The sequence below is a fragment of the Sinorhizobium fredii USDA 257 genome, assembly GCF_000265205.3.
GTDB lineage: Bacteria > Pseudomonadota > Alphaproteobacteria > Rhizobiales > Rhizobiaceae > Sinorhizobium > Sinorhizobium fredii_B.
Genome location: NC_018000.1, coordinates 4229255 through 4255975, shown reverse-complemented (window position 1 = coordinate 4255975; position 26721 = coordinate 4229255). Strand labels below are relative to the sequence as shown.

Sequence of the window (26721 nt, the reverse complement as noted above, 5' to 3'; positions counted from 1 at the left end):
CCGCAATGAGATGTTCTTCAGGAGAATCGCGTTGAGTGAGAAGATCGATCTTAGTACCTATGTCCTCTCCGAGGACGAGGATTTTATGAATGCCAATCATCGGGCATATTTTCGTGCAAAGCTGAATGCCTGGAAAAACGATATCCTTCGCGAAGCCCGCGAGACGCTTGATCACCTGGCTGAGGAAAGCGCCAATCATCCGGATCTCGCAGACCGAGCCTCCTCAGAAACAGACCGGGCAATCGAATTGCGTGCCCGGGATCGCCAACGGAAGCTGATCGCCAAGATCGACGCCGCCTTGCAGCGCCTCGACGAAGGCACCTATGGCTATTGCGAAGAAACGGGTGAACCGATCGGCCTGAAGCGCTTGGACGCCAGGCCGATTGCGACGCTTTCGATCGAAGCCCAGGAGCGTCACGAGCGTCGCGAGAAGGTCTATCGCGACGAGTAGGCCCGGTTTTCCAGACTTATGAGAACGGCGCGGCTTGGTCGCGCCGTTTTTCTTTGCGTTATCGACTTTTCTTTGCGTGTGGGCCAAGACGTCCAGAAGCAGCAGAAATGCATGCTTCGCCAGTCAGGGTTTGCGGCCAGCGGAAATGTCAGCCAGCATGCGGCTCATCTCTTCCTCGATCGTCTCTTCCTTGCGGCTGTCTTCTCGTGCCGGGCCGAGTACCGGTTCCTGGCGGGTGACTGCTGTCGGGCGGACTTCCGGCCTCGGCGTCACTGTGGGTGAAAGCCGCTGGAGATCGCCGCTGATTTCCGCATCGAGGAATCGTTCGAAATCCGCTGCTTTGTCAACGGCGACCGGCTTGTCAATGGCAACCGGTTCGGCGACCACCGGCTCGGCCGGCCGGGCCGGGGCGGGCGGGATCTGGACGGGTCGTGGAGCCTCCGGCGCCGCTGCTACCGGCTGCGGAAACCGCTCCTCACGCAAGGGGTGGGTCATCGGAAGAATTCGGTCGCGCGCCGCCCTTAGGGTTTCCTGGGGCGATTCGACGGCGGACACCGGAGCGATCGCCGGGGCGGGGGGGGGCGGTCCTGACGGCGGGTTCCGGCCGAGGCGGCGGTTCGACAGGCATGGGACGCTGCTGCAGGGTCGCCTCCGCCTTCGGTGGCTCTCGGACGGGCGCGGCGCGCGGCGTCTCATCCGGCCCCACGGACCGGATCGGTTCTATCTTTTCGGTTTCCGCAGGTGTGGGGGGCGCGACAGGTTGAGGTGCCGAGACGGATTGCTCCGGCGCGGCCGCGGGCTTGCCGGTCTGCTGTTCCGCCGCCGCGCGAACGGGGCTCGCGGTCGGCGTCGCGTCATCGGGCACGATGCGGCTTTCGATGACGATATCCGTGGGCCCGCCGATCATGATCAGATGCTCGACATCGTCGCGGCGGACGAGCACGAGCCGCCGGCGCGTATCGACGGCGGCGGCATCGAGCACGGCGAGCCGCGGCTGTCGGTTCTTGCCACCGCGCACGAACGGAGACGAGGGTCTGGTCCGCATGATCCAGAGCACCGCCACGAGGCACAGGAGGCCGATGGCGACGGCTCCGGCGGCGATGATGAATCGGCTACCGTTGTCCCCGACCAACGTTTCCATCATGGGCTGAACTCCTTTTACCGGTCGAATTGCAACATTTGACGGCTTTTTTCGGGCCGGGACAAGGTTGCGTCCGACATTCCCTGTGAATTGACCTCTGCGCTTCCGTCGAGACGCTTTCTGCTGTTATCTCTGATTGTTAAAGATGATTCCAGTTCGACGAAGCGGATGCGACACACTTGAGTCTCGCAAACCCTTATCGGACGCCGGCAACTGCATAGGACCTTAAACCGTGTCGGTTTTAGGGATAAATTATGCGGAAATTCAAAGGATTACGGTGGCCCTTGTGCGTCCGCGGGATGCGTGGCGCGGCAAGTCAGCGGGGTACCGGTGTAGCGGCGGACGATCCCGCCAGCAGGTGAGGACCCGATGACGAAATTACGGCAGTCAGGTGACTACCAGATGCCGGTCGTTGACCGGGGCGTGCGGCCGGGTACCGTGTTCAGGATCATCGTGCTGGCAATCGTCTTGACCGCGTCCGCTGCCGCCTTCGTCGTTTTCAAGAATCAGCTCGAGAACGAGATCGTCCTCGGTATTCTCGGCGTGCTGGCGATGGTCGGGATATTCTTCCTGGTTTCGTCGGTGATCGGTTTTATCGAGGTCATGCCGCAATCCCGACCGGATGAACTGGCCCGCGCCTTTGTCGATGCCCATGAGGACGGCACCGTGGTGACCGACCGCAAGGGACGCATCGTCTACGCGAACGCGGCCTACGGCGCCCTGACTGGCGCTAAAGGTGCCGCCGGAATCCAATCGCTGGAAACCATCCTGTCGCGCAACCGGGAGGCGACCGAGGCGATCTACCGGCTGACCAACGGACTGCACGAGGGCAAGCAGGGGCACGAGGAATTCCGCCTGCTGAAGCCTCTGGCAAATGGCGCGATGACGGGTTCAGGAGCGCATTGGTTTCGACTGAAGGCGCGGGTGCTGCCGCTGGAGGACGCCGACAGCAACCCGCTTTATCTGTGGCAGATTGCCGATATAACGGCAGAGCGCGACGATCAGGAACGCTTTTTCAAGGAGTTGCAGAACGCCATCGACTATCTCGACCACGCGCCGGCAGGCTTTTTCTCCGCCGGGCGCAAGGGCGAGATCTTCTATATCAACGCTACGCTTGCCGATTGGCTGGGGATCGACCTCACAAAATTTCAGCCGGGATCGATCAGCATCGCCGATCTCGTCGCCGGCGAGGGACTTGCGCTCATTCAGTCCGTCCAGGCCGAGCCCGGCCTCAAGAAGACCAAGGTTCTGGATCTCGACCTGCGCAAGGGGAACGGCCAGAGCCTGCCGGTAAGACTGGTCCACCGTGTTTCCTCGACCCGCGACGGCGCGCCCGGGGAAAGCAGGACGATTGTCATGTCCCGCGAGGGCGACGAGGGCGATCAGTCGGCCTCGAATGCGGCGATGCGGTTCACACGCTTCTTCAACAACACGCCGATGGCCATCGCCTCGGTGGACGGTGACGGGCGGATTCTCAGAACCAACGCCCCGTTCCTGAAGCTTTTTGCCGGCCTTGTTTCGCAGGACGACGTCGAGCGCGGCCTGCTGATCGACGCGGTTATGCACGAAGCCGTGCGGGGCCAGCTCGAAGAGGCGCTCGCCGCGGCGAAGGACCGGCAAGGCGACATAGCGCCGATCGACTCGCTGCACCCGGCGGATGAAGGACGCCACTTCCGCTTCTACGTGAATGCCGTCATCGACCAGAGCGACCAGGCACCGGAAGAAGCGGCGATCGTGTATGCGCTGGAGATCACCGAGCAGAAGGCGCTCGAGAACCAGATGGCGCAGACGCAGAAGATGAATGCCGTAGGAACGCTCGCCGGCGGCATCGCGCACGACTTCAACAATGTGCTGACGGCGATATTGCTTTCTGCCGACCATCTGCTGCTCTCGGCGCGGCCGGCGGATGCGACGTTCGCCGACCTGATGGAAATCAAGCGCAATGCCAACCGCGCCGCCGTCCTGGTGCGGCAATTGCTCGCCTTCTCCCGCAAGCAGACGATGCGGCCGACCGTCCTCAATCTCACCGATGTGATCGGCGATCTCAGGATGCTCGTCGATCGGATGACCGGCACCAACGTCAAGGTGGAGGTGGACTATGGTCGCGACCTCTGGCCGGTAAGGACCGATCTCGGCCAGTTCGAACAGGTGCTGCTCAACCTGGCTGTGAATGCCCGCGACGCCATGCCCGAGGGCGGAATCATCACGCTCCGGACGCGAAACCTGCCGGCGGGCGAAGTCGCCGCGCTCGCACGTCGAGAACTGCCGGAAGACGACTTCGTCATGGTCGAAGTCTCCGACCAGGGCACGGGTATTCCGGCGGAGATCTTGGACAAGATCTTCGAGCCTTTCTTCACGACGAAGGAGGTGGGCAAGGGCACGGGCCTCGGGCTTTCGATGGTTTATGGCATCGTCAAGCAGTCCGGCGGCTATATCTATCCGGAGTCGGAGGTCGGCAAGGGCACGACCTTCCGTATTCTGTTGCCGCGCTATGTGGAAGTGGTCGAGACCGGCGAAGCGTCCGCATCCGGCGGCGCGCCGGTCAAGGAAGCGCGGGCGCCGGCAAGCGATGCAGCGACACTGGCCGCTCAGTCGGAGCCTACGGATCTCACCGGCGATTCCGCCGTGGTGCTCCTTGTCGAGGACGAGGAAGCGGTGCGTCGCGGCGGCAAGCGGATGCTCGAGACACGCGGCTACACGGTCCATGAGGCGGGATCGGGCGTCGAAGCGCTCGAGATTATGGAGGAGCTCGACGGCGCGGTCGATATCGTCGTGTCGGATGTGGTGATGCCGGAGATGGACGGGCCGACGCTCTTGCGCGAATTGCGGAAGAAATACCCGGATCTGAAGTTCATCTTCGTGTCGGGCTATGCGGAGGATGCCTTTGCCCGCAACCTGCCGGCCGATGCCAAGTTCGGCTTCCTGCCGAAGCCCTTCTCTCTGAAGCAATTGGCGGTGGCCGTCCGTGAAATGCTGGATTCCTAAGGCTCTGCGGTAGTCCGGAAGATGGCCCGACGCTTTTGCGCCGGGCGCAGAGGTCTTCTATTTCGCCTTGCTTGCCGCCAAGGCGACGGCGATTTCGGCTGCGAGGCGCGCGTTGTTCTCGACGAGGGCAATGTTGGTCTCGAGGCTTCGACCCTCGGTCATGTGATAGAGGTTGTCGAGCAGATAGGGCGTCACCGCCTTGCCGGAGATCTCATCGCTCGCCGCATTGTCCAGCGCCCGCGCGATGTAGATTTCCATCTCCTCGCGCGGAATCTCGCTTTCTTCCGGAACCGGATTGGCGACCAGCATGCCGCCTTCGACCCCGAGCACGTCACGCATCCGCTGGAAGTTGGCGATAGCCGCCGGGCTGTTCAGCATCAGCGGGCTCTTGATGCCGGAATCGCGCGACCAGAAGGCGGGGAAGGTCTCGCTGTCATAGGTGACGACCGGGACGCCTCTCGTTTCCAGCACTTCGAGCGTCTTCGGTATGTCGAGAATGGCCTTGGCGCCGGCGCAGACGACGATCACGCCGGTCCGGGCGAGTTCGTCCAGATCGGCGGAGATGTCGAAGCTCTGTTCGGCTCCGCGGTGGACACCGCCGATGCCGCCGGTCGCAAAGACGCTGATGCCGGCGCGGGCGGCGGCGATCATCGTTGCTGCGACCGTCGTGGCTCCCGTGCGGCGCTCGGCGAGTGCAAAGGCGAGGTCGGCGCGCGACAGCTTCATGGCTCCCTGGGTTTTCGCGAGCGCCTCCAGCTTCGTGTCATCGAGACCGATGTAAAGAATGCCATGGATTACCGCGATGGTGGCGGGCACCGCCCCCTGGTCGCGGATGATCGCCTCGACGCTGCGCGCCATGTCTAGATTGCCCGGATAAGGCATGCCGTGCGTGATGATCGTCGATTCCAGCGCCACGATCGACGCGCCGCGCGCCTTGGCGGATGCGACTTCATCGGAATATTCAATGGGCAGGAGGGGCGAGGTGGGTCTTGTCATGGTCTTTCGCTTCCAATGAGTGGGGCGTGGCGGAAAATTGCCGTGCATTTTTCCGCTTCCCGCCTGGAGTTCGGCTGCCGATTTCATGACAGCATTTGCGGCTCCGGCACAAGGGTCAGCACCCGTGCAAGCTTGCCCGGCGACATCTCTACAGCGGCGGCGAAGGGCGAGTGGAGCGTTAATATGGCGGCGGCGATGCCATGCCGGAGGCATCCGGCAAGACCGATGCCGTCGAGCAGGGCGGCAAGAAAGCCCGACGCCAGAGCGTCACCGGCGCCGGTCACGTCGGCAAGCGCGGGCAGGGCAGGCGGTACGGCCAGGCAGGCGGTCTCGCGGTCGAAGGCCACCGCAGCCTTGCCGCCGCGAGTTACGACGCCGCCGGAAAGGCCCGCGGCACGCAGCAGTGACGGCCATTCCTCGGCGGCGTCAGCCTCGGCGCCCGTCAGGGCACGGGCCTCCGCTTCGTTCATGAAGAGGAAGTCGAGCCCGGCCAGGCATTGGCTGTAGCGGACAACCTTGGCCGGTGAAACGGCGATGCCGGCCAGGATCCGGTTCGTTCCGGCGGTCGCCTCGACCAGCGCCGTCAGCGTCTCTTGTGGCAGGTTGGCGTCCGCGAGCACGAGATCGCTCGCCGCGAGGAGTTCGCGCGTCGCGCGCTGCTGCAGCCGCCGCGGCGAGAACAACGCGTAAAGATCCATATCGGCAAGCGCGATCACCAGGTTGCCATCCTTTTCGAGGATCGCCGTATAGCTCGGCGTCTTCCGGTCGAGAAAGGTGAACGGACAATCGATCACGCCCGCCGCTGCGGCTGCGGCTGCCACCGTCTCGCCGGCGGAATCGCCGCCGCGCGGGCTGATCATCCGCACCCGATGGCCAAGACGCGCGAGATTTCTGGCGGCGTTGAAGCCGCCGCCTCCCGCTTCCTCGAACCATGTTCCGGGGTTGCTCGCACCCGGGACGGTCGTGTCGCTGATACGGCCGCGCCGGTCGATATGGGCGCCGCCCAGAACGGCAATTTCCCGCTTCGTCATTTGAACACCTCTATCGGCGAATCGGCCCATTGGCGAGACGTCAGACTGAACCGCCGGACAATTTCTGGAAACGGAGTACAACATCCCGTGAACAGGAATCGAACACTCTGGAGATAATCCTTATTATTCAGTTGCTTGAAGCGCCATTGCCAAAGCGGAACAAAACATGTACAAAAACTCCTGCGGCGGCTTCATTGCCTCGATAGCTCCAATAACCTAAAGGTGGACCAATGGCACAAAACTCTTTGCGGCTCGTAGAGGACAAATCGGTGGACAAAAGCAAGGCACTTGAAGCGGCTCTTTCCCAGATCGAACGTTCGTTCGGCAAGGGATCGATCATGAAGCTCGGATCGAAGGACAGCGTCGTCGAGATCGAAACCGTCTCGACCGGGTCGCTCGGCCTCGATATCGCGCTCGGCATCGGCGGCCTGCCAAAGGGGCGTGTTATTGAGATCTACGGGCCGGAGAGCTCGGGCAAGACGACTTTGGCGCTGCAGACCATTGCCGAGGCGCAAAAGAAAGGCGGCATCTGCGGGTTTGTCGACGCCGAACACGCGCTCGATCCGATCTATGCGCGCAAACTGGGCGTCGATCTCGAAAACCTGCTGATCTCACAGCCCGATACGGGCGAGCAGGCGCTCGAAATCACCGACACCTTGGTTCGCTCCGGCGCAATCGATGTGCTCGTCGTCGACTCGGTTGCAGCACTCGTGCCGCGTGCTGAAATCGAAGGCGAGATGGGCGACAGCCTGCCGGGCATGCAGGCCCGCCTGATGAGCCAGGCGCTGCGCAAGCTGACGGCATCGATCTCCAAGTCCAACTGCATGGTGATCTTCATCAACCAGATCCGCATGAAGATCGGCGTTATGTTCGGTTCGCCGGAAACGACGACGGGCGGCAACGCGCTGAAATTCTACGCCTCGGTCCGCCTCGACATCCGCCGCATCGGCTCGGTCAAGGAGCGCGAGGAAGTCGTCGGCAACCAGACGCGTGTTAAGGTCGTCAAGAACAAGATGGCGCCGCCCTTCAAGCAGGTCGAGTTCGACATCATGTATGGTGAGGGCGTTTCCAAGACCGGCGAACTCATCGACCTCGGCGTCAAGGCAGGTATCGTCGAGAAATCCGGGGCTTGGTTCTCCTACAACAGCCAGCGCTTGGGCCAAGGCCGCGAAAACGCCAAGCTTTTCCTGCGCGAAAACCCGGATCTGGCCCGCGAGATCGAGATGTCCTTGCGGCAGAACGCCGGGCTCATCGCCGATCGGTTCCTCGAGAATGGCGGGCCGGAGAGCGAAGGCGACGAAGCGGCCGACATGTAGGAGCTGCTTCGGGTTTGGATGCTGCATCAACCGGCCGTCGGTCAGATCGGCCGGTTTTTGCTGCCGTCTGGACAGCATGATATGCGAACGATAAAAGCCTGTGGTTCCGATGGCGGCGTCATCGGGGCAGGCGTTTATGGTGATAGACGCGGGATTGAAAGATAACGGCTCAAAGCGCGGAAAACGTGTGGGTTGCAGCCGGGTATGTGCACAGATAGGACGCAAGATGAGCGGCGTGAATGAAATCCGGTCGATGTTCCTCGACTATTTCCGCAAGAACGGTCACGAAATCGTGCCGTCGAGCCCTCTGGTGCCGCGTAACGACCCGACATTGATGTTCACCAATGCCGGCATGGTGCAATTCAAGAACGTCTTCACAGGCCTCGAGCAGCGTCCCTATACGACGGCGGCAACGTCGCAGAAATGCGTGCGCGCCGGCGGCAAGCACAACGACCTCGATAATGTCGGCTATACGGCCCGGCATCACACCTTCTTCGAGATGCTCGGCAACTTCTCCTTCGGCGACTATTTCAAGGAGCGCGCGATTGAGCTCGCCTGGAACCTGATCACCAAGGAATACGGTCTCGACGCCAAGCGCCTGCTCGTCACCGTCTATCACACCGACGATGAAGCCTTTGGCCTTTGGAAGAAGATCGCCGGTTTCGGTGACGACCGCATCATCCGCATTCCGACCAGCGACAACTTCTGGGCCATGGGCGATACCGGCCCCTGCGGTCCGTGCTCGGAAATCTTCTACGACCACGGCCAGCAGATCTGGGGTGGGCCGCCCGGCTCGGCCGAGGAAGATGGCGACCGGTTCATCGAGATCTGGAACCTCGTCTTCATGCAATACGAGCAGATCACGAAAGAAGAGCGTGTCGACCTGCCGCGCCCGTCGATCGATACAGGCATGGGTCTGGAGCGCCTCGCCGCGGTGCTGCAGGGCCAGCACGACAATTATGACATCGATCTGTTCCGCGCACTGATTGCTGCCTCCGAGGAAGCGACCGGCGTCAAGGCCGAGGGTGACCGTCGAGCGAGCCACCGCGTCATCGCCGACCATCTGCGTTCCTCCGCGTTCCTGATCGCCGACGGCGTCCTGCCTTCGAACGAGGGGCGCGGTTATGTGCTGCGTCGCATCATGCGCCGCGCCATGCGTCATGCGCAGCTCCTCGGCGCGCAGGATCCGCTGATGTGGAAGCTCTTGCCGGCGCTTGTCGGCCAGATGGGCCGGGCCTATCCGGAACTGGTCCGCGCCGAAGCGCTGATCTCCGAAACGCTGAAGCTCGAAGAAACCCGTTTCCGCAAGACGCTGGAGCGCGGCTTGAACCTGCTCGCAGACGCTTCGGCCGGCCTGTCCGAGGGTGACCAGTTCGATGGCGAAACGGCTTTCAAGCTCTACGACACCTACGGTTTCCCGCTCGACCTGACGCAGGATGCGCTGCGCGCCAAGGGCATCACCGTCGATACGGACGCGTTTTCGGTTGCCATGGATCGGCAGAAAGCCGAAGCGCGGGCCAATTGGGCCGGCTCCGGCGAAGCCGCCACCGAGACGATCTGGTTCGAACTGAAGGAGAAGCACGGCGCGACCGACTTCCTCGGCTACGACACGGAATCGGCTGAGGCCGTGATCCAGGCAATCGTCCGCGATGGCGCGGTCGTTGAGTCCGCCACCAAAGGCGAGAGTGTCCAGCTGATCCTGAACCAGACGCCCTTCTACGGAGAATCCGGCGGGCAGGTGGGCGATACCGGCGTGATCGCCACCGAAACGGGAAAGCTTACGGTCAACGACACGCAGAAACGCGGCGAAGGGCTCTTCGTCCATTATGGCGTGGTAGCGGAAGGCATTCTGAAGACGGGCGAGGCGGCCGCACTCACCGTTGACCATGCGCGCCGTGCGCGCCTGCGCGCCAACCATTCTGCAACCCACCTGCTGCATGAGGCGCTGCGCGAGGTGCTTGGCACCCACGTGGCGCAAAAGGGTTCGCTCGTCGCACCCGAGCGGCTGCGCTTCGACGTTTCCCATCCAAAGCCGATGTCGGCGGAGGAACTGAAGGAAGTCGAGGAGATGGCGAACGAGATCATCGTCCAGAATACGCCAGTCACGACTCGGCTGATGAGCGTGGACGATGCGATCGCCGAGGGCGCCATGGCACTTTTCGGCGAGAAATACGGCGACGAGGTCCGCGTCGTAGCGATGGGCCAAGGCATTCGCGGCTCGAAGGCCGGAAAACCCTATTCGGTCGAACTCTGCGGCGGCACGCACGTCTCCGCAACCGGCGACATCGGCCTGGTGCGCGTCGTCTCGGAAAGCGCGGTGGGCGCCGGCGTACGCCGCGTCGAGGCGCTGACCGGCGAAGCGGCCCGGGCTTACCTCAACGAACAGGATGAGCGCGTCAAGACGCTGGCGGCTGCGCTGAAGGTACAGGCCGGGGATGTTCTTGGTCGGGTCGAGGCACTCCTCGACGAGCGACGCAAGCTCGAACGCGAACTCACCGAAGCCAAGAAGAAACTCGCGCTCGTCGGCGACGGCCAGAATGGCTCGGGCGATGCGGCCCGCGAGATCGGCGGCGTCCGGTTCCTCGGCAAGGTCGTTTCCGGCGTCGAGGCGAAGGACCTGAAAAGCCTAGCCGATGACGGCAAGAAGACGCTCGGTTCCGGTGTCGTCGCCTTCGTCGGCGTCACGGGCGACGGGAAGGCCAGCGCGGTGGTGGCCGTCACGGACGATCTCACCTCCAAGGTCAGCGCCATCGATCTGGTGCGTGTCGCCTCAGCCGCGCTCGGCGGCAAGGGGGGCGGCGGACGACCCGATATGGCCCAGGCCGGCGGCCCGGATGGCGGGCGCGCCGCCGAAGCGATCGAGGCGGTCGCCGTCGCACTAGCCGGCTGAACAGCATTGAGAAAAGACAGAGGGAAGGGCGCTGCGGCGCCCTTTTTCATGCGCCTTTTTCGCTGCGGATGGTTTCGAGCGCCGCCTGGATAGAGGCGCGCATCAAGACGCGCGGCGGACGAACGTGGTGCTGATAGAGGGCGCGGCGAACCTGCGTATTGGCCCCGACGATGATGAAGTGCACGCCGATCCTCTCCGCCTTGCGCAACGTACCTTCGATGACGTTGGCGGCGGTCGAATCCATGAAGGGGACTTCGGAGCAGTCGAGAATGAAGTTTCGGCGCTGGTCGGCGATCCGGTCGAGCACTGCGGCAACGGTGGCCGCCGAGCCGAAGAAGAAGATACCCGAGATCCGATAAATCACCGTATCCGGATCATCGGCGATGACCGGGTGCTCTTCGCCGTTCGCCGACTGCAGCATCGCGAGCGGCTTCGTTTCGCCGACTGCGATGCTTCTCGCCATTCGATTGATGAACAGGACGGCGCCTAGTGCGACGCCGACTACGATCCCTTCCGTCAGCTCGCGGAAGACGACGATGAGAAAGGTGGCGAGCAGCACGACGGCGTCACCGTAGGAGGATCGCAAGAGCGCCATGAAGGCGGGCTTCTCGATCATGTTCCAGGCGACGACGGCGAGCACGCCCGCAAGCGAGGCGAGCGGGATATAGCTTGCGAGTGGTGCTGCGAGCAGCATGAAGAGAAGAAGAAAGGCGGAATGCAGCATGCCCGAGAAGGGGCTTGTCCCTCCGGCCCGCACATTCGTCGCCGTCCGGGCAATGGTGCCGGTCACGCAAATGCCGCCGAAGAGCGCCGAACACAGATTGGCGATTCCCTGGGCAATCAACTCCATGCTGGATCGATGTCTGCGACCCGTCATGCCGTCGGCGACCACGGCCGAAAGCAGGGATTCGATCGCGCCGAGAAGGGCGAAGGAGACCGCATCCGGGAAGACGGCGACGGCCTTCTCGAAGGACAGCGGCGGCAAGGTCGGAAGCGGCAGTCCGCGAGGAATACCGCCGAAGCGTGTGCCTATCGTTTCGGTCGGCAGGTGCAGGATGACGACGACAATCGATGCCGCTGCGACGGCGATCAGCATGCCGGGCCAATGCGGCGCCAGCCGGCGCAGCGCGAGAATGATGGTGATGGTCAGGGCAGCCGTCAGTACTGCCGCCCAATTGGACGTGTCGGCCGACCGGCCGAGTGCCATGATCTTTTCAACAATCGGTCCCGGTTCGCCGCCCGGAAGCGTCAGGCCGAAAAGGTCGCGCAACTGGCTGGCAAAGATGATCACGGCAATGCCCGCCGTGAAGCCGACCGTGACGGGGTAGGGGATGAACTTGATGTATTGCCCGAGGCGTAAGTAGCCGGCCGCAACGAGCATGACGCCGGCCATGGCAGTCGCGAGCAACAGGCCATCGATGCCGTGCCGGGCGGCGGTCTCGGCGAGGAGAACGATGAAGGCACCCGCCGGACCGCCGATCTGGACGCGGCTGCCGCCGAGGAGCGAAACGAGGAAGCCGCCGACAATCGCGGTGTAGAGGCCGCGATCGGGGGTGACGCCGGAGGCGATGGCGATTGCCATGGAGAGCGGCAAGGCAACGATAGCGACGGTCAGGCCTGCGAAAGCGTCCGCTTTCAGCCGGGCAAGGCCATATCCTTCGGCCAGGACGCTGGCGGTTTTCGGAACGAGGGAATCGGACATCGGCGAGACTTTCCAGATCCGCCACGTTGGCGGAATCGTACGTGCCGGGCATTCTCAGCCTATCTGAGTCGCCATGCCGTACAAGCGGGTGGTCGGGTCTTCAGATCAGCAGGATTTGTCAAATCGATACGTGGTTTGAACGTGTTCGAGCGAAGTGCGAAAGGTTCGATATGACGGGCGGTGCATGGGCGACATATGAGAGGCGGCTTCATCGCGTCTCGGCCTATATCTACGGACATCTCGACGAAGAGCTGGATCTCGATCGGTTGTCGGAGATCGCTTGCCTGTCGCCGCACCACTGGCATCGCATCTACCGGGCGGTGCACGGCGAGACCTTGGCAGCGACGGTCAAGAGATTGCGGCTGCAGCGGGCGGCGGCAGAACTCGTCCAGACCGACCTCGCAGTGGACGCGATTGCGCGACGCTCGGGCTACCCGAATGTTCAATCCTTCAACCGTACCTTCAAGGCCGTCTTTGGCCTTCCGCCGGCGCGCTACAGGAAGGAGGGGAGCCACAAAGCCTTTGAAACCCCTTGGATGGAAGGAAATGCTGTCATGTACGACGTTACGCTGAGGACGATAGATCCGCTGACTTTGCTGGGCGTTGCCCATTCCGGCTCTTACATGGCCGTCGGTCAGGCCTTCGAGACACTCTACGGCACACTCTTCGCGCGCGGCCTGTTCCGGCCGGAGATGGAAATGATCGGCATCTACCTGGATGATCCGGAACTGGTGGAGACGGACAAGCTCCGATCTTTCGCCTGCGTCACGACAAAGGAAGACCGGTTGGCGGAGGCGCCGCTGACGCCGCAGACGATCGACGGGGGGCAATACGCCGTGCTGCGGCATAAGGGGCCCTATGCCGACATGCCGAAGGCCTATCAATGGTTCTATGGGACCTGGCTGTCGAACTCCGGCCGAGAAATCCGTGACAGCGTCATGTTCGAGAAATACCTCAACAATCCGCGTGAGGTGGCGCCGACCGAGCTGCTGACGGAAATCTACCTGCCGCTGAAGTGACATTGTCAGATTGGCGTTCGGCCGGAACTACCGCACGACACCCAAGTGGCGCAGGCCCTCGATCACCCCGTCGGCGTGGGAGGCGCGGGCAAGATAGTGTCGGCGATCCTGGGCAACGACCCGGCAAAGTTCGGCAAGTGCGTTGGCAACGACGACGCCACGGACAAGCGGCATCTCGAACATCTCCAGGTCGTTTCCGGTGTCGCCGGCGACGACCACTTCGTCGAGATCGACTGCAAGCTCCCGGCAAATCCAGGCAAGCGCGCTGCCCTTGCCGCCGGTGCGCGGCAATATATCGATATCACGCCTGCTGGAATAGATCAGCTTCACGTCCAACCCGGCGCTCCTCAATCGTGCCGCGATGTCGTGGATGCGTTCCTGCTCGGCATCATGTAGGTGCCAGCTCGCCTTGTGCGGATTCTGGTCCGCGGCCACCTGAAGTATTGCACCCTCGATCGAGCCGATGATCGCGGCGATGGCAGCCGGGTCGAGGGCTGGACCGAGCTCCTCGATGAAGGCCTCCATCCGCGTGCGCATCCGCCCTTCGGTCATCATCGTGCCGACGCCACCGATCACGTAGTCCGGCGCCGGCAATAGATTTGCGTCGACCAATGACAGGATATCTTCGGACGAACGGGCGCTGTTGTAGATCAGAAGGGGGCGCTCGCCCTCGGCCAGCGCTTCCCAGGTCGACCGAAAGCGTGCGGCAGCTGCGTCATCGCCAAGCAGCGTGCCGTCGATATCAGAAGCGACGAGTCTTACCGGTCTAGATCGCGATCGCCCCATCTCCGTTGTCCGTAGGATTGGACCATCCATAGGAAAGGATCGAGTACCGTGTCCTCTGCCGGCCTCTCCGGCGCTCCAATTATCGCGCGAGCCGTCTATTCTGGTCAAAAGCAAAAACCCGGCGCGAGGCCGGGTTTCTCATTCGTGGTTTGGAATGGGCCGATTAAGCGGCCATCGCCTTCTTGAGGTTCTCGTCGATCTTATCGAGGAAGCCGGTGGTCGAGAGCCACGGCTGGTCGGGACCGATCAGCAGCGCCAGGTCCTTGGTCATGAAGCCGGCTTCGACGGTTTCGACGCAGACGCGTTCCAGGGTTTCGGAGAACTTCGCGAGTTCGGCATTGCCGTCGAGCTTGGCGCGATGCGCGAGGCCGCGCGTCCAGGCGAAGATCGAGGCGATCGAGTTGGTCGAGGTTTCCTCGCCCTTCTGGTGCTGGCGGTAGTGGCGGGTGACCGTGCCGTGTGCAGCTTCCGCTTCGACTGTCTTGCCGTCCGGCGTCATCAGCACCGAGGTCATCAGGCCGAGCGAACCGAAGCCCTGGGCGACGATGTCCGACTGCACGTCGCCGTCGTAGTTCTTGCAGGCCCAGACGTAGCCGCCGGACCACTTCAGTGCCGAGGCGACCATGTCGTCGATCAGGCGGTGCTCGTACCAGAGCTTGGCGACCTTGAACTGCTCGGCGAATTCCTCCTCGAACACCTTCTGGAAGATGTCCTTGAAGCGGCCGTCATAGGCCTTCAGAATGGTGTTCTTGGTCGACAGATAGACCGGCACCTTGCGCTGCAGGCCGTAGTTAAAGGAGGCGCGGGCGAATTCGGTGATCGATTCGTCGAGGTTGTACATGGCCATCGCGACGCCGGCGCCCGGCGCGTCATAGACGTCGTGCTCGATCGTCTGGCCGTCCTCGCCGACGAACTTGATCGACAGCTTGCCCTTGCCCGGGAACTTGAAGTCGGTGGCGCGGTACTGGTCGCCGAAAGCGTGACGGCCGACGATGATCGGCTTCGTCCAGCCGGGAACGAGACGCGGCACGTTCTTGCAGATGATCGGCTCGCGGAAGATAACGCCGCCAAGGATGTTGCGGATCGTGCCGTTCGGCGACTTCCACATCTTCTTCAGGTTGAATTCCTCGACGCGTGCCTCATCCGGCGTGATCGTCGCGCACTTGACGCCGACGCCGTGCTTCTTAATGGCATTTGCGGCATCGATCGTCACCTGGTCTCCGGTCGCATCGCGGTTTTCGACGCCGAGATCGTAGTATTCGAGATCAAGGTCGAGGTAGGGATGGACCAGCTTGTCCTTGATGAACTGCCAGATGATGCGGGTCATCTCATCGCCGTCGAGTTCAACGACCGGATTGGCGACCTTGATCTTTGCCATGAATATGCCTCGTAGCTTGCGGAACACCGCGTGCGGCATTCCGACGGTGGGAAAATCCAGAGCCCTATAGCACTGTGGACCCACAAGGCAAAGCATGCTTGGCCGAAACTTTAGGTGACGTAGGACGGTCGCCGTCTTCAGCGTCCCGGCTTTAACTTCGAAGGCTTTTGTGCGAGGGAAGCGGCAAAGAGAGGCAGGGTATCATAATGGCAGGCACCAACAGCGAGCGCGAACTCTTGACCGAAGGTCCGGCGATCATTCTCGCCTATCCGCAGCTCGGCGAAAATATCGGCATGGTCGCCCGGGCGATGGCGAATTTCGGCTTGTCGGAGCTGCGCCTCGTCAATCCTCGCGATGGCTGGCCAAGTGAGAAGGCGCGCTCGGCAGCGAGCCGCGCCGATCACGTGATCGACGGCGCCAAGCTCTATAATTCGCTCGAGGAGGCGATCGGCGACCTCAACTTCGTCTATGCCACCACGGCCCGCGACCGTGACGGTTACAAGCCGGTGCGTTCGCCGATCGTCGCCACTCGCACGCTGCGTCAGCGCTTCAAGAGCGGCCAGGCGGTCGGCATTATTTTCGGCCGCGAGCGCACCGGATTGACCAATGAGGAAGTGGCTCTGGCGGATGAGATCGTCACCTTCCCGGTCAATCCGGCCTTCGCATCGCTCAATCTTGCCCAGGCCGTGCTGCTGATGTCCTATGAGTGGATGAAGACCGGCATGGAGTCGGAGGACGAAACTTCATTCCAGGCGATCGAACAGCAGCCTGCCACCAAGGAGCATCTCCAGGGCCTGTTCGATCATCTCGAGGAGGCGCTCGAGGCGCGCAACTATTTTCGCTCCGCCGATAAAAAGCCGAAATTAGTGGAAAATCTCCGCGCTGTTCTGACTAGGCCATCCTTCAGCGAATCCGAAATCCGGGTGCTCCGCGGCGTCATCTCATCGCTCGACCGATTCACGCGCGAAAACCCGCGCGGCTCGGGCGCACCCGCCGACAGCAGGAAAGTGCGAGGCAGCGGTGACGACGACTGAACTGAAACCCATTCTCGTCTTCGACAGCGGCATCGGCGGCCTGACGGTGCTGCGCGAAGCGCGCGTGCTCATGCCGGAGCGGCACTTCATCTATGTCGCCGACGATGCGGGCTTTCCCTATGGCGGATGGGAGGAGGGCGCTCTGAAGGCCCGGGTGATTGCGCTCTTCGGCGACTTGCTGGCGGAGCACGATCCGGAAATCTGCGTCATCGCCTGCAACACAGCCTTCACGCTCGTCGGGTCGGATCTGCGCGCGGCCTATCCGCAGATGACCTTCGTCGGGACGGTGCCGGCGATCAAGCCCGCGGCCGAGCGCACACGTTCAGGGCTGGTCGCGGTTCTGGCGACGCCCGGCACGGTGAAGCGCGCCTACACCCGCGACCTCATCCAGTCCTTCGCCTCTCAATGTCACGTCCGGCTTGTCGGCTCCGAAAATCTGGCGCGCATGGCGGAAGCTTACATCCGCGGTGAAAAGCTGGAGGACGAGGCGGTGCTGGCGGAGATCGCGCCGTGCTTCGTCGAGATGGACGGCAGGCAGACCGATATCGTCGTGCTGGCCTGCACGCATTATCCCTTCATGGCGAACGTCTTCCGACGCCTCGCGCCCTGGCCGGTCGACTGGCTGGATCCGGCCGAGGCGATCGCGCGGCGGGCGCGTTCGCTCGTGCCGCTGCCGAACGGTTTCGAACCGTTGAATGGCGAGGACCCGGCGATATTCACCTCCGGCAGGCCCGATTTCGCGACGCGACGGTTGATGCAGGGCTTTGGGCTCACTGTACGTTCCGCATGATCGTCAGAAGGCCGTCGGCAGGATGAAGGCGGCTATTGCAAGCACAATGGCGATCGCTAGAGCCAGGAGCGCCGCGCTTCGGCTCGCGAGATGACGCGGTAAGCGTCCTTCCCGGATTCGCGCAATTGCTGGTCGAATTGAAAGTGGTTTTCGGTTTCGTACTGGGACATCGGAAGAGTTGCAGTCCTCTGTGGGCCATTTTCAGGCGGCGATAAACATATAGGAGCGCATCTATCAAATTTCAACCTTTGCGAGCTTTTCCCTGCAAAGCGTTTTGCTCTATCTGAGTGGCCTTCGTATTCCTGTGAGTTGTCAGAATAGCGGCGCAGACCGCTGGCAAAAGCGTGCTAGGTGTCGCTCGTTTGGCGATCCCGGCGGGGTTGCGAATCATTCCTGACGAAGAGGTAAGAATGAAAGTCGGCATCGACATGGGAACGACGTCCGAGGGGACTTCGGCCTCGCTCGATATCGAGGAGCTTCTGGCGACGCGTCTCCTGGTGCAGGGCAATTCCGGCTCCGGGAAGTCGCATCTGTTGCGCCGGCTGCTCGAGCAATCCGCGCCCTGGGTGCAGCAGTGCATCATCGATCCGGAAGGCGATTTCGTGACGCTTGCCGACAAGTTCGGCCATGTGGTGATCGAAGGCGAACGCACGGACGCGGAACTGATCGGTATCGCGACGCGCATTCGGCAGCACCGCGTCTCCTGCGTGCTTTCGCTTGAAGGCCTCGATATCGAGCAGCAGATGCGCAGCGCCGGCGTGTTCCTCAATGCGATGTTCGATGCCGAGCGCGAATACTGGTATCCGGTTCTGGTGGTCGTCGATGAGGCGCAGATGTTCGCGCCGTCTGTCGGAGGCGACGTATCGGAAGAGGCGCGCAAGATCTCGCTCGGCGCGATGACCAATCTGATGTGCCGCGGCCGCAAGCGCGGGCTTGCCGGCGTGATCGCCACGCAACGCCTGGCGAAGCTCGCGAAGAACGTCGCGGCGGAAGCCTCGAACTTCCTGATGGGGCGCACCTTCCTCGATATCGACATGCAGCGCGCTGCCGATCTTCTCGGCATGGACCGGCGCACGGCCGAAATGTTCCGCGACCTGAAGCGCGGCTCGTTCGTGGCGCTTGGCCCGGCGCTTTCCCGTCGGCCGCTGAAGGTAACGATCGGATCGGTCGAGACTTCGGCGCGCTCGACGAGCCCGAAGCTGATGCCGCTGCCGGAAGCACCGCAGGACGTCGAGGACCTGATCTTCACGCCGGATCCGGAAGAGTTGAGCCGGCCCGTCATGCGCCGTCCGGCGCCGCAGCCGCGGCCCGCGAGCGATATCCTTGCAGAATTGTCCCGACCGCGACCGGAGCCGGTGGCGCCGGTGGACTTGAAGCCCGCGCAGCCACAGATTTCAGCGGAAGAACGCGAAGCCATGCTCGACGGCCTGTTCGCGGAAATTCTCGCCAACCCTGAGGCGGCCTTCCGGCCGGACGCGGAACTGTATCAGGATTTTCTCGTCCGCTGCCGCATTCGCCGTGTACCCGGCTCCGCACCATCTCTGAGTGTCTTTCGGCGCAGAATGGCTGTGGCCCGCTCAGGGGTCGATGCCGAGACGGCCGCGACCGAAACGTGGGCATCGGCTCTCCGGCTCGCCGATCGGGTGACCGAAGACCTGCAGGCTGTCTTCCTGATGATCGCACAGGCGGCCGTGCGGGGCCTGCCGTGCCCATCGGACACAATGATCGCGCGCGCTTACGGCACCCACTCGGCCCGACGCGCGCGGCGGCTGCTCGGCTATTTCGAGGAGCAGGGGCTGATCGTCGTTCATGCGGATTTCTCTGGCAGGCGCATCGTAGCCTTTCCCGATCTCGCGGCCGAGACCATGCCGGGCGATGCGAATGCGCTCGATACCGGCATATCTGAACGCGCCGCCGCGGAATGACGAGTGCCGGAAATCTCTGCGTTTTTCGCGTAAATCCATTTGACAATTCACCGCCCAATGCGTAAACACCCGCCCAACGCCGGGCAGCGATGCCCGGTGTTTCATTTGACATGTCCCGTGGTTTCTCCGGCAGCGATCGTGAGAAACCTGTCAGAACCCCTAAAATGGGTTCAGAGGAGGGCGTGTTTCCTTGATCCGGTTTGGTAACAGGCCGGTGTAACTGTTTGAAAGGAAATGCGATGAGCAAGCGCGAATCGTCCAAATATAAAATTGACCGCCGCATGGGCGAAAACATCTGGGGCCGTCCGAAGTCCCCGGTCAACCGTCGCGAATACGGCCCGGGCCAGCACGGCCAGCGCCGCAAGTCCAAGCTCTCCGACTTCGGCGTGCAGCTGCGCGCCAAGCAGAAGCTGAAGGGCTACTACGGCGATATCCGTGAAAAGCAGTTCCGCGCGATCTTCGCCGAAGCTTCCCGCCGCAAGGGCGACACCCCGGAAAACCTGATCGGCCTGCTCGAGTCGCGCCTCGACGCGATCGTCTACCGCGCCAAGTTCGTTCCGACCGTCTTTGCCGCCCGCCAGTTCGTCAACCACGGCCACGTCAAGGTCAACGGCGTTCGCGTCAACATCGGTTCCTACCGTTGCAAGCCGGGCGACGTCATCGAAGTCAAGGACAAGTCCAAACAGCTCGTTTCGGTCCTCGAATCCGTCCAGCTCGCTGAGCGCGACGTTCCGGACTACCTCGAAGCCGATCATAACAAGATGGTCGCGACCTTTGTCCGCGTTCCGGCTCTGACCGACGTCCCGTACCCGGTCGTCATGGAACCGCACCTGGTCGTCGAATTCTATTCGCGTTAATCCAGGCTCGCCTGCGACTTTCGAAAACCGCCCGGAGACGGGCGGTTTTTTTGTACGGAAATGTTGAAACGAGAATCATAGGTGGAGTGGGAAAGCGGTGACGCGCCGCAAAGACCATTCCTATCCCGCTTGAGATCGAGGAGTGCCGTATGCCGGAGCAGAAAGCGCCACAGGATCTGCAACTGATCCTCGACGACATCTATCGAGAGCTGACGCCGCGGTTCGGCGAGGGAAAGGTAGCCGACTATATTCCCCAGCTTGCCCGCGTTGATCCCCGGCATTTCGGCATGGCAATCATCACGACGGGTGGAGAGATGCATCGCGTCGGCGATGCGGAAGCGCCGTTCTCGATCCAGAGCATTTCCAAGGTGTTCACGCTGACGCTGGCGCTCGGCAAGCATGGCGAGAATATATGGCACCGGGTAGGGCGCGAGCCGTCCGGTTCTGCCTTCAACTCGATCGTACAGCTCGAGCATGAAGGCGGCAAGCCGCGCAATCCGTTCATCAATGCCGGGGCGATCACGATCAGCGATCTCATCCTCGCCGGCCATACCCCGAGGGAATTGATCGGCGAGATCGTGCGTTTCGTCCGCTATCTTGCCGACGACGAGAATATCGTCATCGACCACGAGGTGGCCCGCTCCGAGACGGCCACCGGCTACCGCAACTTCGCGCTTGCCAGCTTCATGCGGTCGTTCGGACGCCTCGATCATCCGGTCGAACATGTGCTCGGCGTCTATTTCCACCATTGCGCGCTCGCCATGACCTGCAGCCAGCTTGCCAAGGCCGGCCTGTTTCTGGCTGCCGGCGGCACCAACCCGCTGACCGGCCATTCCGTCGTGTCGCGCCAGCGGGCGCGGCGCATCAATGCACTGATGCTCACCTGCGGCCACTATGACGGTTCCGGCGACTTCGCCTATCGCGTCGGCTTGCCCGGCAAGAGCGGCGTCGGCGGCGGTATCATGGCCGTTGCGCCCGGAAAGGCCTCCATTGCCGTCTGGTCGCCGGGCCTCAACGAGAACGGCAATTCGCTGCTCGGATCGCTGGCACTCGAAATGCTGGCCGCCCGCACCGGCTGGTCGGTCTTCGGCCAGTGACGAACGGACGGAAGTGACGAACGGACGCCCCCCGTTTTCCCTTGATCTTCCGGGCCGGACGGGGCAAGTGCTGAGGCAGACCTTTGGGCGCTCTATTATCGCCGCAGATTCCGAGACCACCGCCATGGAACTCTCACAATCGTCCCAGTGCGAAACGACGGGCATCGCAATCGATGAGCAAGATCCCGGCTTGGACACCGGTGCGCATCCGCTGTTCGCGCGCATGCCGTCCTCCGTCTCCTTCAATAAGCTCAGGAAGCGCCTGTTGCGCCAGGTGCGTCAGGCTTTCGATGAATTCGGGATGCTGAAGGGGTCAAAGCGATGGCTTATCGGCGTTTCGGGCGGCAAGGACAGTTACAGCTTGCTGGCACTGCTGATGGACCTGCAATGGCGCGGGCTTCTGCCGGTCGAGCTCATTGCCTGCAATCTCGACCAGGGCCAGCCGAATTTCCCAAAGCACATCCTGCCGGACTATCTCGCCTCGATCGGCATCAAGCACCGGATCGAATACCGCGACACCTATTCGATCGTGAAGGAAAAGGTGCCGACGGGCGCCACCTATTGCTCGCTCTGTTCCAGGCTCAGACGTGGCAACCTCTACCGCATCGCGCGGGAGGAGGGGTGCGACGCGCTGGTGCTCGGGCACCATCGCGAAGACATTCTCGAAACCTTTTTCATGAATCTCTTCCATGGCGGCCGGCTTGCATCCATGCCGGCGAAGCTCCTCAATGACGAAGGCGACCTGATGGTCCTGAGGCCGCTTGCCTATGCGGCCGAGGAAGATCTGGCGAAATTCGCCGCAGCGATGGAGTTTCCGATCATCCCCTGCGATCTCTGCGGCTCGCAGGATGGCCTCGAGCGCAATGCCATGAAGGCAATGCTTGCCGATATCGAGCGGCGCATGCCCGGCCGCAAGGATACGATGCTGCGCGCGCTCGGGCATGTAAACCTGTCTCACCTTCTCGACCCGAAGCTTTTCGATTTCCAATCCCTTTCTCCGGAGCCCAAAGAATGAGCCAATCCGTCGATATCGCCGCCCTCGCAAACCTGTTGCAGGAGGCGGCGGTGAAGGAGATCCTGCCTCGCTTCCGGAATCTGGAATCGGGCGATGTGCGGATGAAGTCCGAGGCTATCGATCTCGTGACCGAGGGCGACGAGGCTGCCGAGAGGCTCATCAAATCGAAGATCGATGCGGTTGCGCCTGGCGCAGTCTTCATCGGCGAGGAATCGGTCGCTGCCGATCCCGCGCTCCTCGACAAGCTGGCAGAGGCTGATCTCGCTATCGTCGTGGATCCGATCGACGGCACGTTCAACTTCGCGGCCGGCATGCCGCTCTTTGGGGTGATGGCGAGCGTCGTCGCCAAGGGGGAAACGGTTGCCGGGATTATCTACGACCCGCTCGGCAACGATTGGGTCATTGCCGAGAAGGGCTCCGGTGCCTGGATGTGCCGGCCGAACGGATCGCAGGAGAAGCTGTCGGTCACCGCCGGCGTGCCGCTTGGAAACATGGTCGGTGGCGCATCGACGGCCTTTTACAAGGAAGACGACCGCCGCATCGTGATGGGCAATATGGCCAAGGTGAGAATTGCCACCAGCTACCGCTGTGCCGCGCATGAATACCGCATCTTCGCCTCTGGTTATTTGCATTTCCTGATGTACCAGAAGCTCATGCCGTGGGACCACCTCGCCGGCACGCTGATCGCCGAAGAGGCCGGCGCCTATGCGGCACGCTTCGACGGGTCACGCTACCTACCGGCGCACACCAATGGCGGGCTGCTGCTCACCACCGACAAGGAAAGCTGGGAAGTGCTGCGGCGCGAGGTCTTTACTGTCTGAGCGCGACAGGAAGCACGGAGACAAAAAAGCCCGCTCGAAACGACGAGCGGGCGTTGTCTTAGATATGACCGCCGCCGTGATCGTGCGCCGTGGGATTGTCGCCCGGATGCGTGAAGAGCTTTCCCTTTTCCGCCCAGAGCGTTGCGGCAATGGTGAGCAGTCCGAACAGGGCGAAACCACCGAACAGGGGCTGCAGTGTTCCGTTGAACAGCTGACCGACGGCGCTGCCGACGAGGGCGCCGGCGGTCGTCGAGATGAAGCCTGTGATCGCCGTCGCCGTTCCGGCGAGATGTCCCATTGGCTCAAGGCTGATGGCGGTGAAGTTTGTTGCGATCAGGGCGAAGAACATCAGCAGGACCGAGAACAGCAGATAGCTGACGACGAAGGCCGGAGTGCCGGCAAGCGATATGGCAAAGCCTGCCGCTGAAAGCAGCGTGAACAGGATCATTGCAACGTGCGAGATACGGCGCATGCCGAAGCTGCGGACGAAGAAGCCATTGGCAAAATTCGCGACGGCGATGCCGCCGGCCGTTCCGGCGAAGGCGATCGGCAGCCAATCGGCAAGGCCGTAGATCTCGCCGAACACCTGCTGAACGCTGACGATGTAGGCGCAGATGACCGCTGTGAACAATGTCAGGCCGATCATATAGCCGCAGGTGATGCGGTTCGTCAGGACTGTCCGGAATCCTGAAAGGATCGCGCTGACCGAGAGTGGCAGGCGCTCCTCAACCGGTAGAGACTCCGACATGCGCGTCAGGGCTACCAGGAACAGGATCAGGCCGATCAGTCCGATCAGGATGAAGATCCAGTGCCAATCGGCATAGAGGATGACGAGCTGTCCGAGCGACGGAGCGACGATCGGCACGATCATGAAGACGATCATCACATAGGACATGACGCGTGCCATCTCGCGACCGCCGAAACAGTCGCGCACGATCGCCATGGTCGTGATCCGCACGGCCGCCGCGCCGATCCCCTGGATGAAACGGAGGACGAGCAGCGCTTCGAAGCTCGTCGCCTGCGAGGCGGCAAAGCTCGAAAGAGTGAAGAAGGCCAATCCACCGAGCAACACGACACGGCGCCCGAAAGCGTCCGAAAGGCTGCCGAAGAATATCTGCGAAAAGCCGAATCCGAGGAAAAAGATGCCGATGACGAGCTGTGCGTCATTGGCATTGGCAACGCCGAACGACTGTCCGATGCTCGAAAGCGCCGGCAGCATGCTGTCGATCGCAAGCGCGACGCTCGCCGTCATCACGGCAATGGTCACGACGAATTCGACGAGGCCCATGCCGATCCGTGCCGCGCCTGAAACCGTGTCGATATGTTTCGATTGTTGTCGGGCGTTGAGGGTATCTTCTGAGATGGAAGTCATTTGAGTATCCACAATAGGCAGATTTGGGAGGAACAATCCGGCCGTTGTGCCACACCGGGCGTCCGGCTAGCCGGCAGGATTGTGCGGTTTGAAAAGCTTTCCCTGCTCCGCGATCAGCACGAAGACCAGAGCAAGGGTGGCTACGATGGAAAAGCCGACGGCCAGCGGTGTCACGGTCCCGTCGAAAGCCTGGCCGACGAGTGCACCGATAAAGCCGCCGCCGATCGTCTGCGTAAATCCCAACACGGAGGAGGCGGTGCCAGCCACATGGCCAAGCGGTTCCATCGCCATCGCGTTGAAATTCGCGGCCATCAGGCCGAACTGGAACATTGCGGCGGCCTGAAGGAGAACGAAGAGCGGCAGCGGCAGCGGCCCGATCAGCGACGCGACCATCCAGACGAAGCTTGCCAGGGCGAAACCGAGCAGTGCCGCATGCGACAGCGCCCGCATGCCGAATCGCTCCACCAGGCGCGAATTCGTGAACGAGGCAACGGCCATCATCCCGGCAAAGGTGGCGAAGACAGCCGGGAACCAGATGCCGAGCCCGTAGATCCCGACGAGGATCTGCTGCGCCGAGTTTATGAAGCCAAAGAGGCCGCCGAGGAGCGCGGACGTCGCGAGCGTATAGAATAGGGCGATCCGGTTCGTTAGAACGATGCGGAAGCCGTCCAGGATCGTCGACAGGGTGAAAGCGCGTCGGTTCGCCGGAACAAGTGTTTCCCGAAGCCGCAAAGCGACCGGCGTGGACACGATCATTGCGAACAGGGCGATCACGACGAAGATCATGTGCCATTCGGAGAACAGCATGATCAACTGACCAATGCTCGGCGCAACGACCGGGACGATCATGAAGACCATCATCACCAGCGACATGATCTCCGCCATCTGGCGCCCGCCATAAACATCCCGCACAATCGAGACGGTGACGACGCGCGTTGCCGCCGCACCGACACCCTGCAGGAAGCGGAAGAAGAGAAGAGCCGTGAATGTCGGCACAAATACAATCGCGACAGCGCAGAGAGCATAAAGCGCGAGCCCGGCCAGCAGGGGCGCTTTTCGGCCGAAACGGTCGGAAAGCGGGCCGAAGAACAATTGCGCAAAGCCCATGCCGAACAAATAGGCGGAGATGACATATTGCCGGTCGTTTTCGTCGGCAACGCCAAGGCTCGCACCGATTTCCTGCAGTCCCGGCAACATGATGTCGATCGAAATTGCGTTGATGGACATCAGCATCGCCATCAGGGCGATGAACTGGACCTTGGTCAGCCCGGAAAGCATGGCAGTTTGATCTATAGGCTTTGTCATTTCATGATTCCCGCTAACCGTCCACCAGGCGGCAGTCCAGAGCGCGCCGCTAATGCGGAAGGCGCAAAACTCTCTTTAATACGTTGAACTATCTGTAAAACTTCAGTTCTGAGTTGAACCGTTGCCGATGTCGATGCCGAGAATATCCCGCCGCAACGACGCACACCCCGGGTCAATGCATGCCGTCGATAACCCCATGGAGGGCAAGTCAAAAGTCTGCCAATTCTGGGCCGTTGAAGGCGCATTCCGAGCGGGTGAATTTCTCCGCCTGGTCCTGGAGCACGTCGAAAATTAGCCGAGAGACATATAATCCCGGAATCAAAAAAGGCGGTCAGCCCGCCTTTTCCGAGAGTTGTTCGGTACTAGCGGCCTTACGCGGCGCCCTTTACGGAAATTCCCTGTCCCTGAAGATGCTCCTGCAACTCGCCCGCCTGGAACATCTCGCGCACGATGTCGCAACCGCCGACGAATTCGCCCTTCACATAGAGCTGCGGAATGGTCGGCCAGTTGGAGTAATCCTTGATGCCCTGGCGCAGGTCTGCATCGGCGAGCACGTTGATGCCCTTGTAGTCGACGCCGATGTAGTCGAGAATTTGCACCACCTGGCCGGAGAAACCACACTGCGGAAACTGCGGCGTGCCCTTCATGAAGAGAACGACGTCGTTCGTCTTGACTTCGTTGGCGATGAAATCTTGAATTCCGCTCATATCGTCTTCCTTCCTGGCCGGCTTCAAGGACCGGATGTCGTTTTGCAGCTTAGATAGCATGCGCGGGCGCGATTTTCACCACCCAATCTCAAGAAATATTGAT

The 26721-nt window shown here is 62.0% G+C and carries 22 protein-coding genes; 12 read left to right on the top strand and 10 right to left on the bottom strand.

The features are described from left to right. The first annotated feature begins 31 nt into the window (after window positions 1-31). Window positions 32-451 carry an RNA polymerase-binding protein DksA gene (gene dksA, locus USDA257_RS19870; protein ID WP_012708186.1) on the top strand — a complete coding sequence of 140 codons (420 nt, stop codon included), beginning with the start codon at window positions 32-34 and terminating at the stop codon, window positions 449-451. 123 nt (window positions 452-574) lie between these two features. On the opposite strand, the gene USDA257_RS38850 is transcribed toward dksA, so the two are convergent. Both USDA257_RS38850 and USDA257_RS33060 read right to left on the bottom strand, forming a co-directional pair. Continuing rightward, window positions 575-946, bottom strand: a complete 372-nt coding sequence (locus USDA257_RS38850) for a hypothetical protein (protein ID WP_041414446.1) — start codon at window positions 944-946, stop codon at window positions 575-577. Continuing rightward, entirely contained in the window at window positions 927-1595 is a 669-nt protein-coding gene (locus USDA257_RS33060) for a flagellar biosynthetic protein FliO (protein ID WP_420135948.1), read from the bottom strand. The genes USDA257_RS38850 and USDA257_RS33060 overlap by 20 nt, the downstream gene beginning before the upstream one ends. A gap of 366 nt (window positions 1596-1961) precedes the next feature. On the opposite strand from USDA257_RS33060, the gene cckA reads away from it, so the two are divergent. Beyond that, a complete protein-coding gene (gene cckA, locus USDA257_RS19855) occupies window positions 1962-4577 on the top strand; it encodes a cell cycle histidine kinase CckA (RefSeq protein WP_014764751.1) in 2616 nt (871 codons plus the stop codon). A gap of 57 nt (window positions 4578-4634) precedes the next feature. Here the strand turns inward: cckA and USDA257_RS19850 are convergent, their stop codons facing one another. Both USDA257_RS19850 and USDA257_RS19845 read right to left on the bottom strand, forming a co-directional pair. After that, a complete protein-coding gene (locus USDA257_RS19850) occupies window positions 4635-5573 on the bottom strand; it encodes a pseudouridine-5'-phosphate glycosidase (protein ID WP_041415455.1) in 939 nt (312 codons plus the stop codon). A gap of 83 nt (window positions 5574-5656) precedes the next feature. After that, a complete protein-coding gene (locus tag USDA257_RS19845; RefSeq protein WP_014764749.1) occupies window positions 5657-6604 on the bottom strand; it encodes a carbohydrate kinase family protein in 948 nt (315 codons plus the stop codon). Window positions 6605-6834: 230 nt separating this feature from the next. On the opposite strand from USDA257_RS19845, the gene recA reads away from it, so the two are divergent. Both recA and alaS read left to right on the top strand, forming a co-directional pair. Then, window positions 6835-7920, top strand: coding sequence for a recombinase RecA (recA, locus tag USDA257_RS19840; protein ID WP_014764748.1), 1086 nt, complete (start codon window positions 6835-6837; stop codon window positions 7918-7920). 226 nt (window positions 7921-8146) lie between these two features. Continuing rightward, window positions 8147-10810, top strand: coding sequence for an alanine--tRNA ligase (alaS, locus tag USDA257_RS19835; protein ID WP_041414445.1), 2664 nt, complete (start codon window positions 8147-8149; stop codon window positions 10808-10810). 46 nt (window positions 10811-10856) lie between these two features. On the opposite strand, the gene USDA257_RS19830 is transcribed toward alaS, so the two are convergent. Next, entirely contained in the window at window positions 10857-12512 is a 1656-nt protein-coding gene (locus USDA257_RS19830) for a SulP family inorganic anion transporter (RefSeq protein ID WP_014764746.1), read from the bottom strand. 170 nt (window positions 12513-12682) lie between these two features. On the opposite strand from USDA257_RS19830, the gene USDA257_RS19825 reads away from it, so the two are divergent. Further along, window positions 12683-13531 (top strand): AraC family transcriptional regulator, encoded by an 849-nt coding sequence (locus USDA257_RS19825; RefSeq protein ID WP_014764745.1) that lies wholly within the window; start codon window positions 12683-12685, stop codon window positions 13529-13531. A 27-nt stretch (window positions 13532-13558) separates the two neighbouring features. Here USDA257_RS19825 and USDA257_RS19820 read toward each other — a convergent pair whose 3' ends face one another. Together USDA257_RS19820 and USDA257_RS19815 are read right to left on the bottom strand one after the other, a co-directional pair. After that, window positions 13559-14317, bottom strand: a complete 759-nt coding sequence (locus USDA257_RS19820; protein ID WP_223843347.1) for an HAD-IIB family hydrolase — start codon at window positions 14315-14317, stop codon at window positions 13559-13561. A gap of 163 nt (window positions 14318-14480) precedes the next feature. Continuing rightward, a complete protein-coding gene (locus USDA257_RS19815) occupies window positions 14481-15695 on the bottom strand; it encodes an NADP-dependent isocitrate dehydrogenase (RefSeq protein ID WP_014764743.1) in 1215 nt (404 codons plus the stop codon). Between the two features lie 206 nt (window positions 15696-15901). Between USDA257_RS19815 and USDA257_RS19810 the strand changes: the two genes are divergently transcribed. From USDA257_RS19810 to USDA257_RS19780, 7 genes are all read left to right on the top strand, one after another. Next, window positions 15902-16729 carry an RNA methyltransferase gene (locus USDA257_RS19810; protein ID WP_014764742.1) on the top strand — a complete coding sequence of 276 codons (828 nt, stop codon included), beginning with the start codon at window positions 15902-15904 and terminating at the stop codon, window positions 16727-16729. Then, window positions 16716-17519, top strand: a complete 804-nt coding sequence (gene murI, locus USDA257_RS19805; RefSeq protein WP_014764741.1) for a glutamate racemase — start codon at window positions 16716-16718, stop codon at window positions 17517-17519. Before USDA257_RS19810 ends, murI begins: the two co-directional genes overlap by 14 nt. 410 nt (window positions 17520-17929) lie before the next feature. Next, window positions 17930-19444 carry an ATP-binding protein gene (locus tag USDA257_RS19800; RefSeq protein ID WP_014764738.1) on the top strand — a complete coding sequence of 505 codons (1515 nt, stop codon included), beginning with the start codon at window positions 17930-17932 and terminating at the stop codon, window positions 19442-19444. A 239-nt stretch (window positions 19445-19683) separates the two neighbouring features. Next, entirely contained in the window at window positions 19684-20301 is a 618-nt protein-coding gene (rpsD, locus tag USDA257_RS19795) for a 30S ribosomal protein S4 (protein WP_014764737.1), read from the top strand. Between the two features lie 149 nt (window positions 20302-20450). Next, window positions 20451-21398 carry a glutaminase gene (locus tag USDA257_RS19790; RefSeq protein WP_041414444.1) on the top strand — a complete coding sequence of 316 codons (948 nt, stop codon included), beginning with the start codon at window positions 20451-20453 and terminating at the stop codon, window positions 21396-21398. A gap of 124 nt (window positions 21399-21522) precedes the next feature. Continuing rightward, window positions 21523-22413, top strand: coding sequence for a tRNA 2-thiocytidine(32) synthetase TtcA (gene ttcA, locus USDA257_RS19785; protein WP_041414442.1), 891 nt, complete (start codon window positions 21523-21525; stop codon window positions 22411-22413). Then, on the top strand, window positions 22410-23234 hold the full coding sequence (locus USDA257_RS19780) for an inositol monophosphatase family protein (RefSeq protein ID WP_014764734.1): 825 nt from the start codon (window positions 22410-22412) through the stop codon (window positions 23232-23234). Before ttcA ends, USDA257_RS19780 begins: the two co-directional genes overlap by 4 nt. Before the next feature lie 58 nt (window positions 23235-23292). Here the strand turns inward: USDA257_RS19780 and USDA257_RS19775 are convergent, their stop codons facing one another. The 3 genes from USDA257_RS19775 to grxD form a co-directional block, all read right to left on the bottom strand. Continuing rightward, on the bottom strand, window positions 23293-24522 hold the full coding sequence (locus USDA257_RS19775; protein WP_048657499.1) for a multidrug effflux MFS transporter: 1230 nt from the start codon (window positions 24520-24522) through the stop codon (window positions 23293-23295). Between the two features lie 150 nt (window positions 24523-24672). Continuing rightward, on the bottom strand, window positions 24673-25911 hold the full coding sequence (locus tag USDA257_RS19770) for a multidrug effflux MFS transporter (protein ID WP_014764732.1): 1239 nt from the start codon (window positions 25909-25911) through the stop codon (window positions 24673-24675). 371 nt (window positions 25912-26282) lie between these two features. After that, window positions 26283-26618, bottom strand: a complete 336-nt coding sequence (grxD, locus tag USDA257_RS19765) for a Grx4 family monothiol glutaredoxin (protein ID WP_014764730.1) — start codon at window positions 26616-26618, stop codon at window positions 26283-26285. Window positions 26619-26721 lie beyond the last annotated feature (103 nt).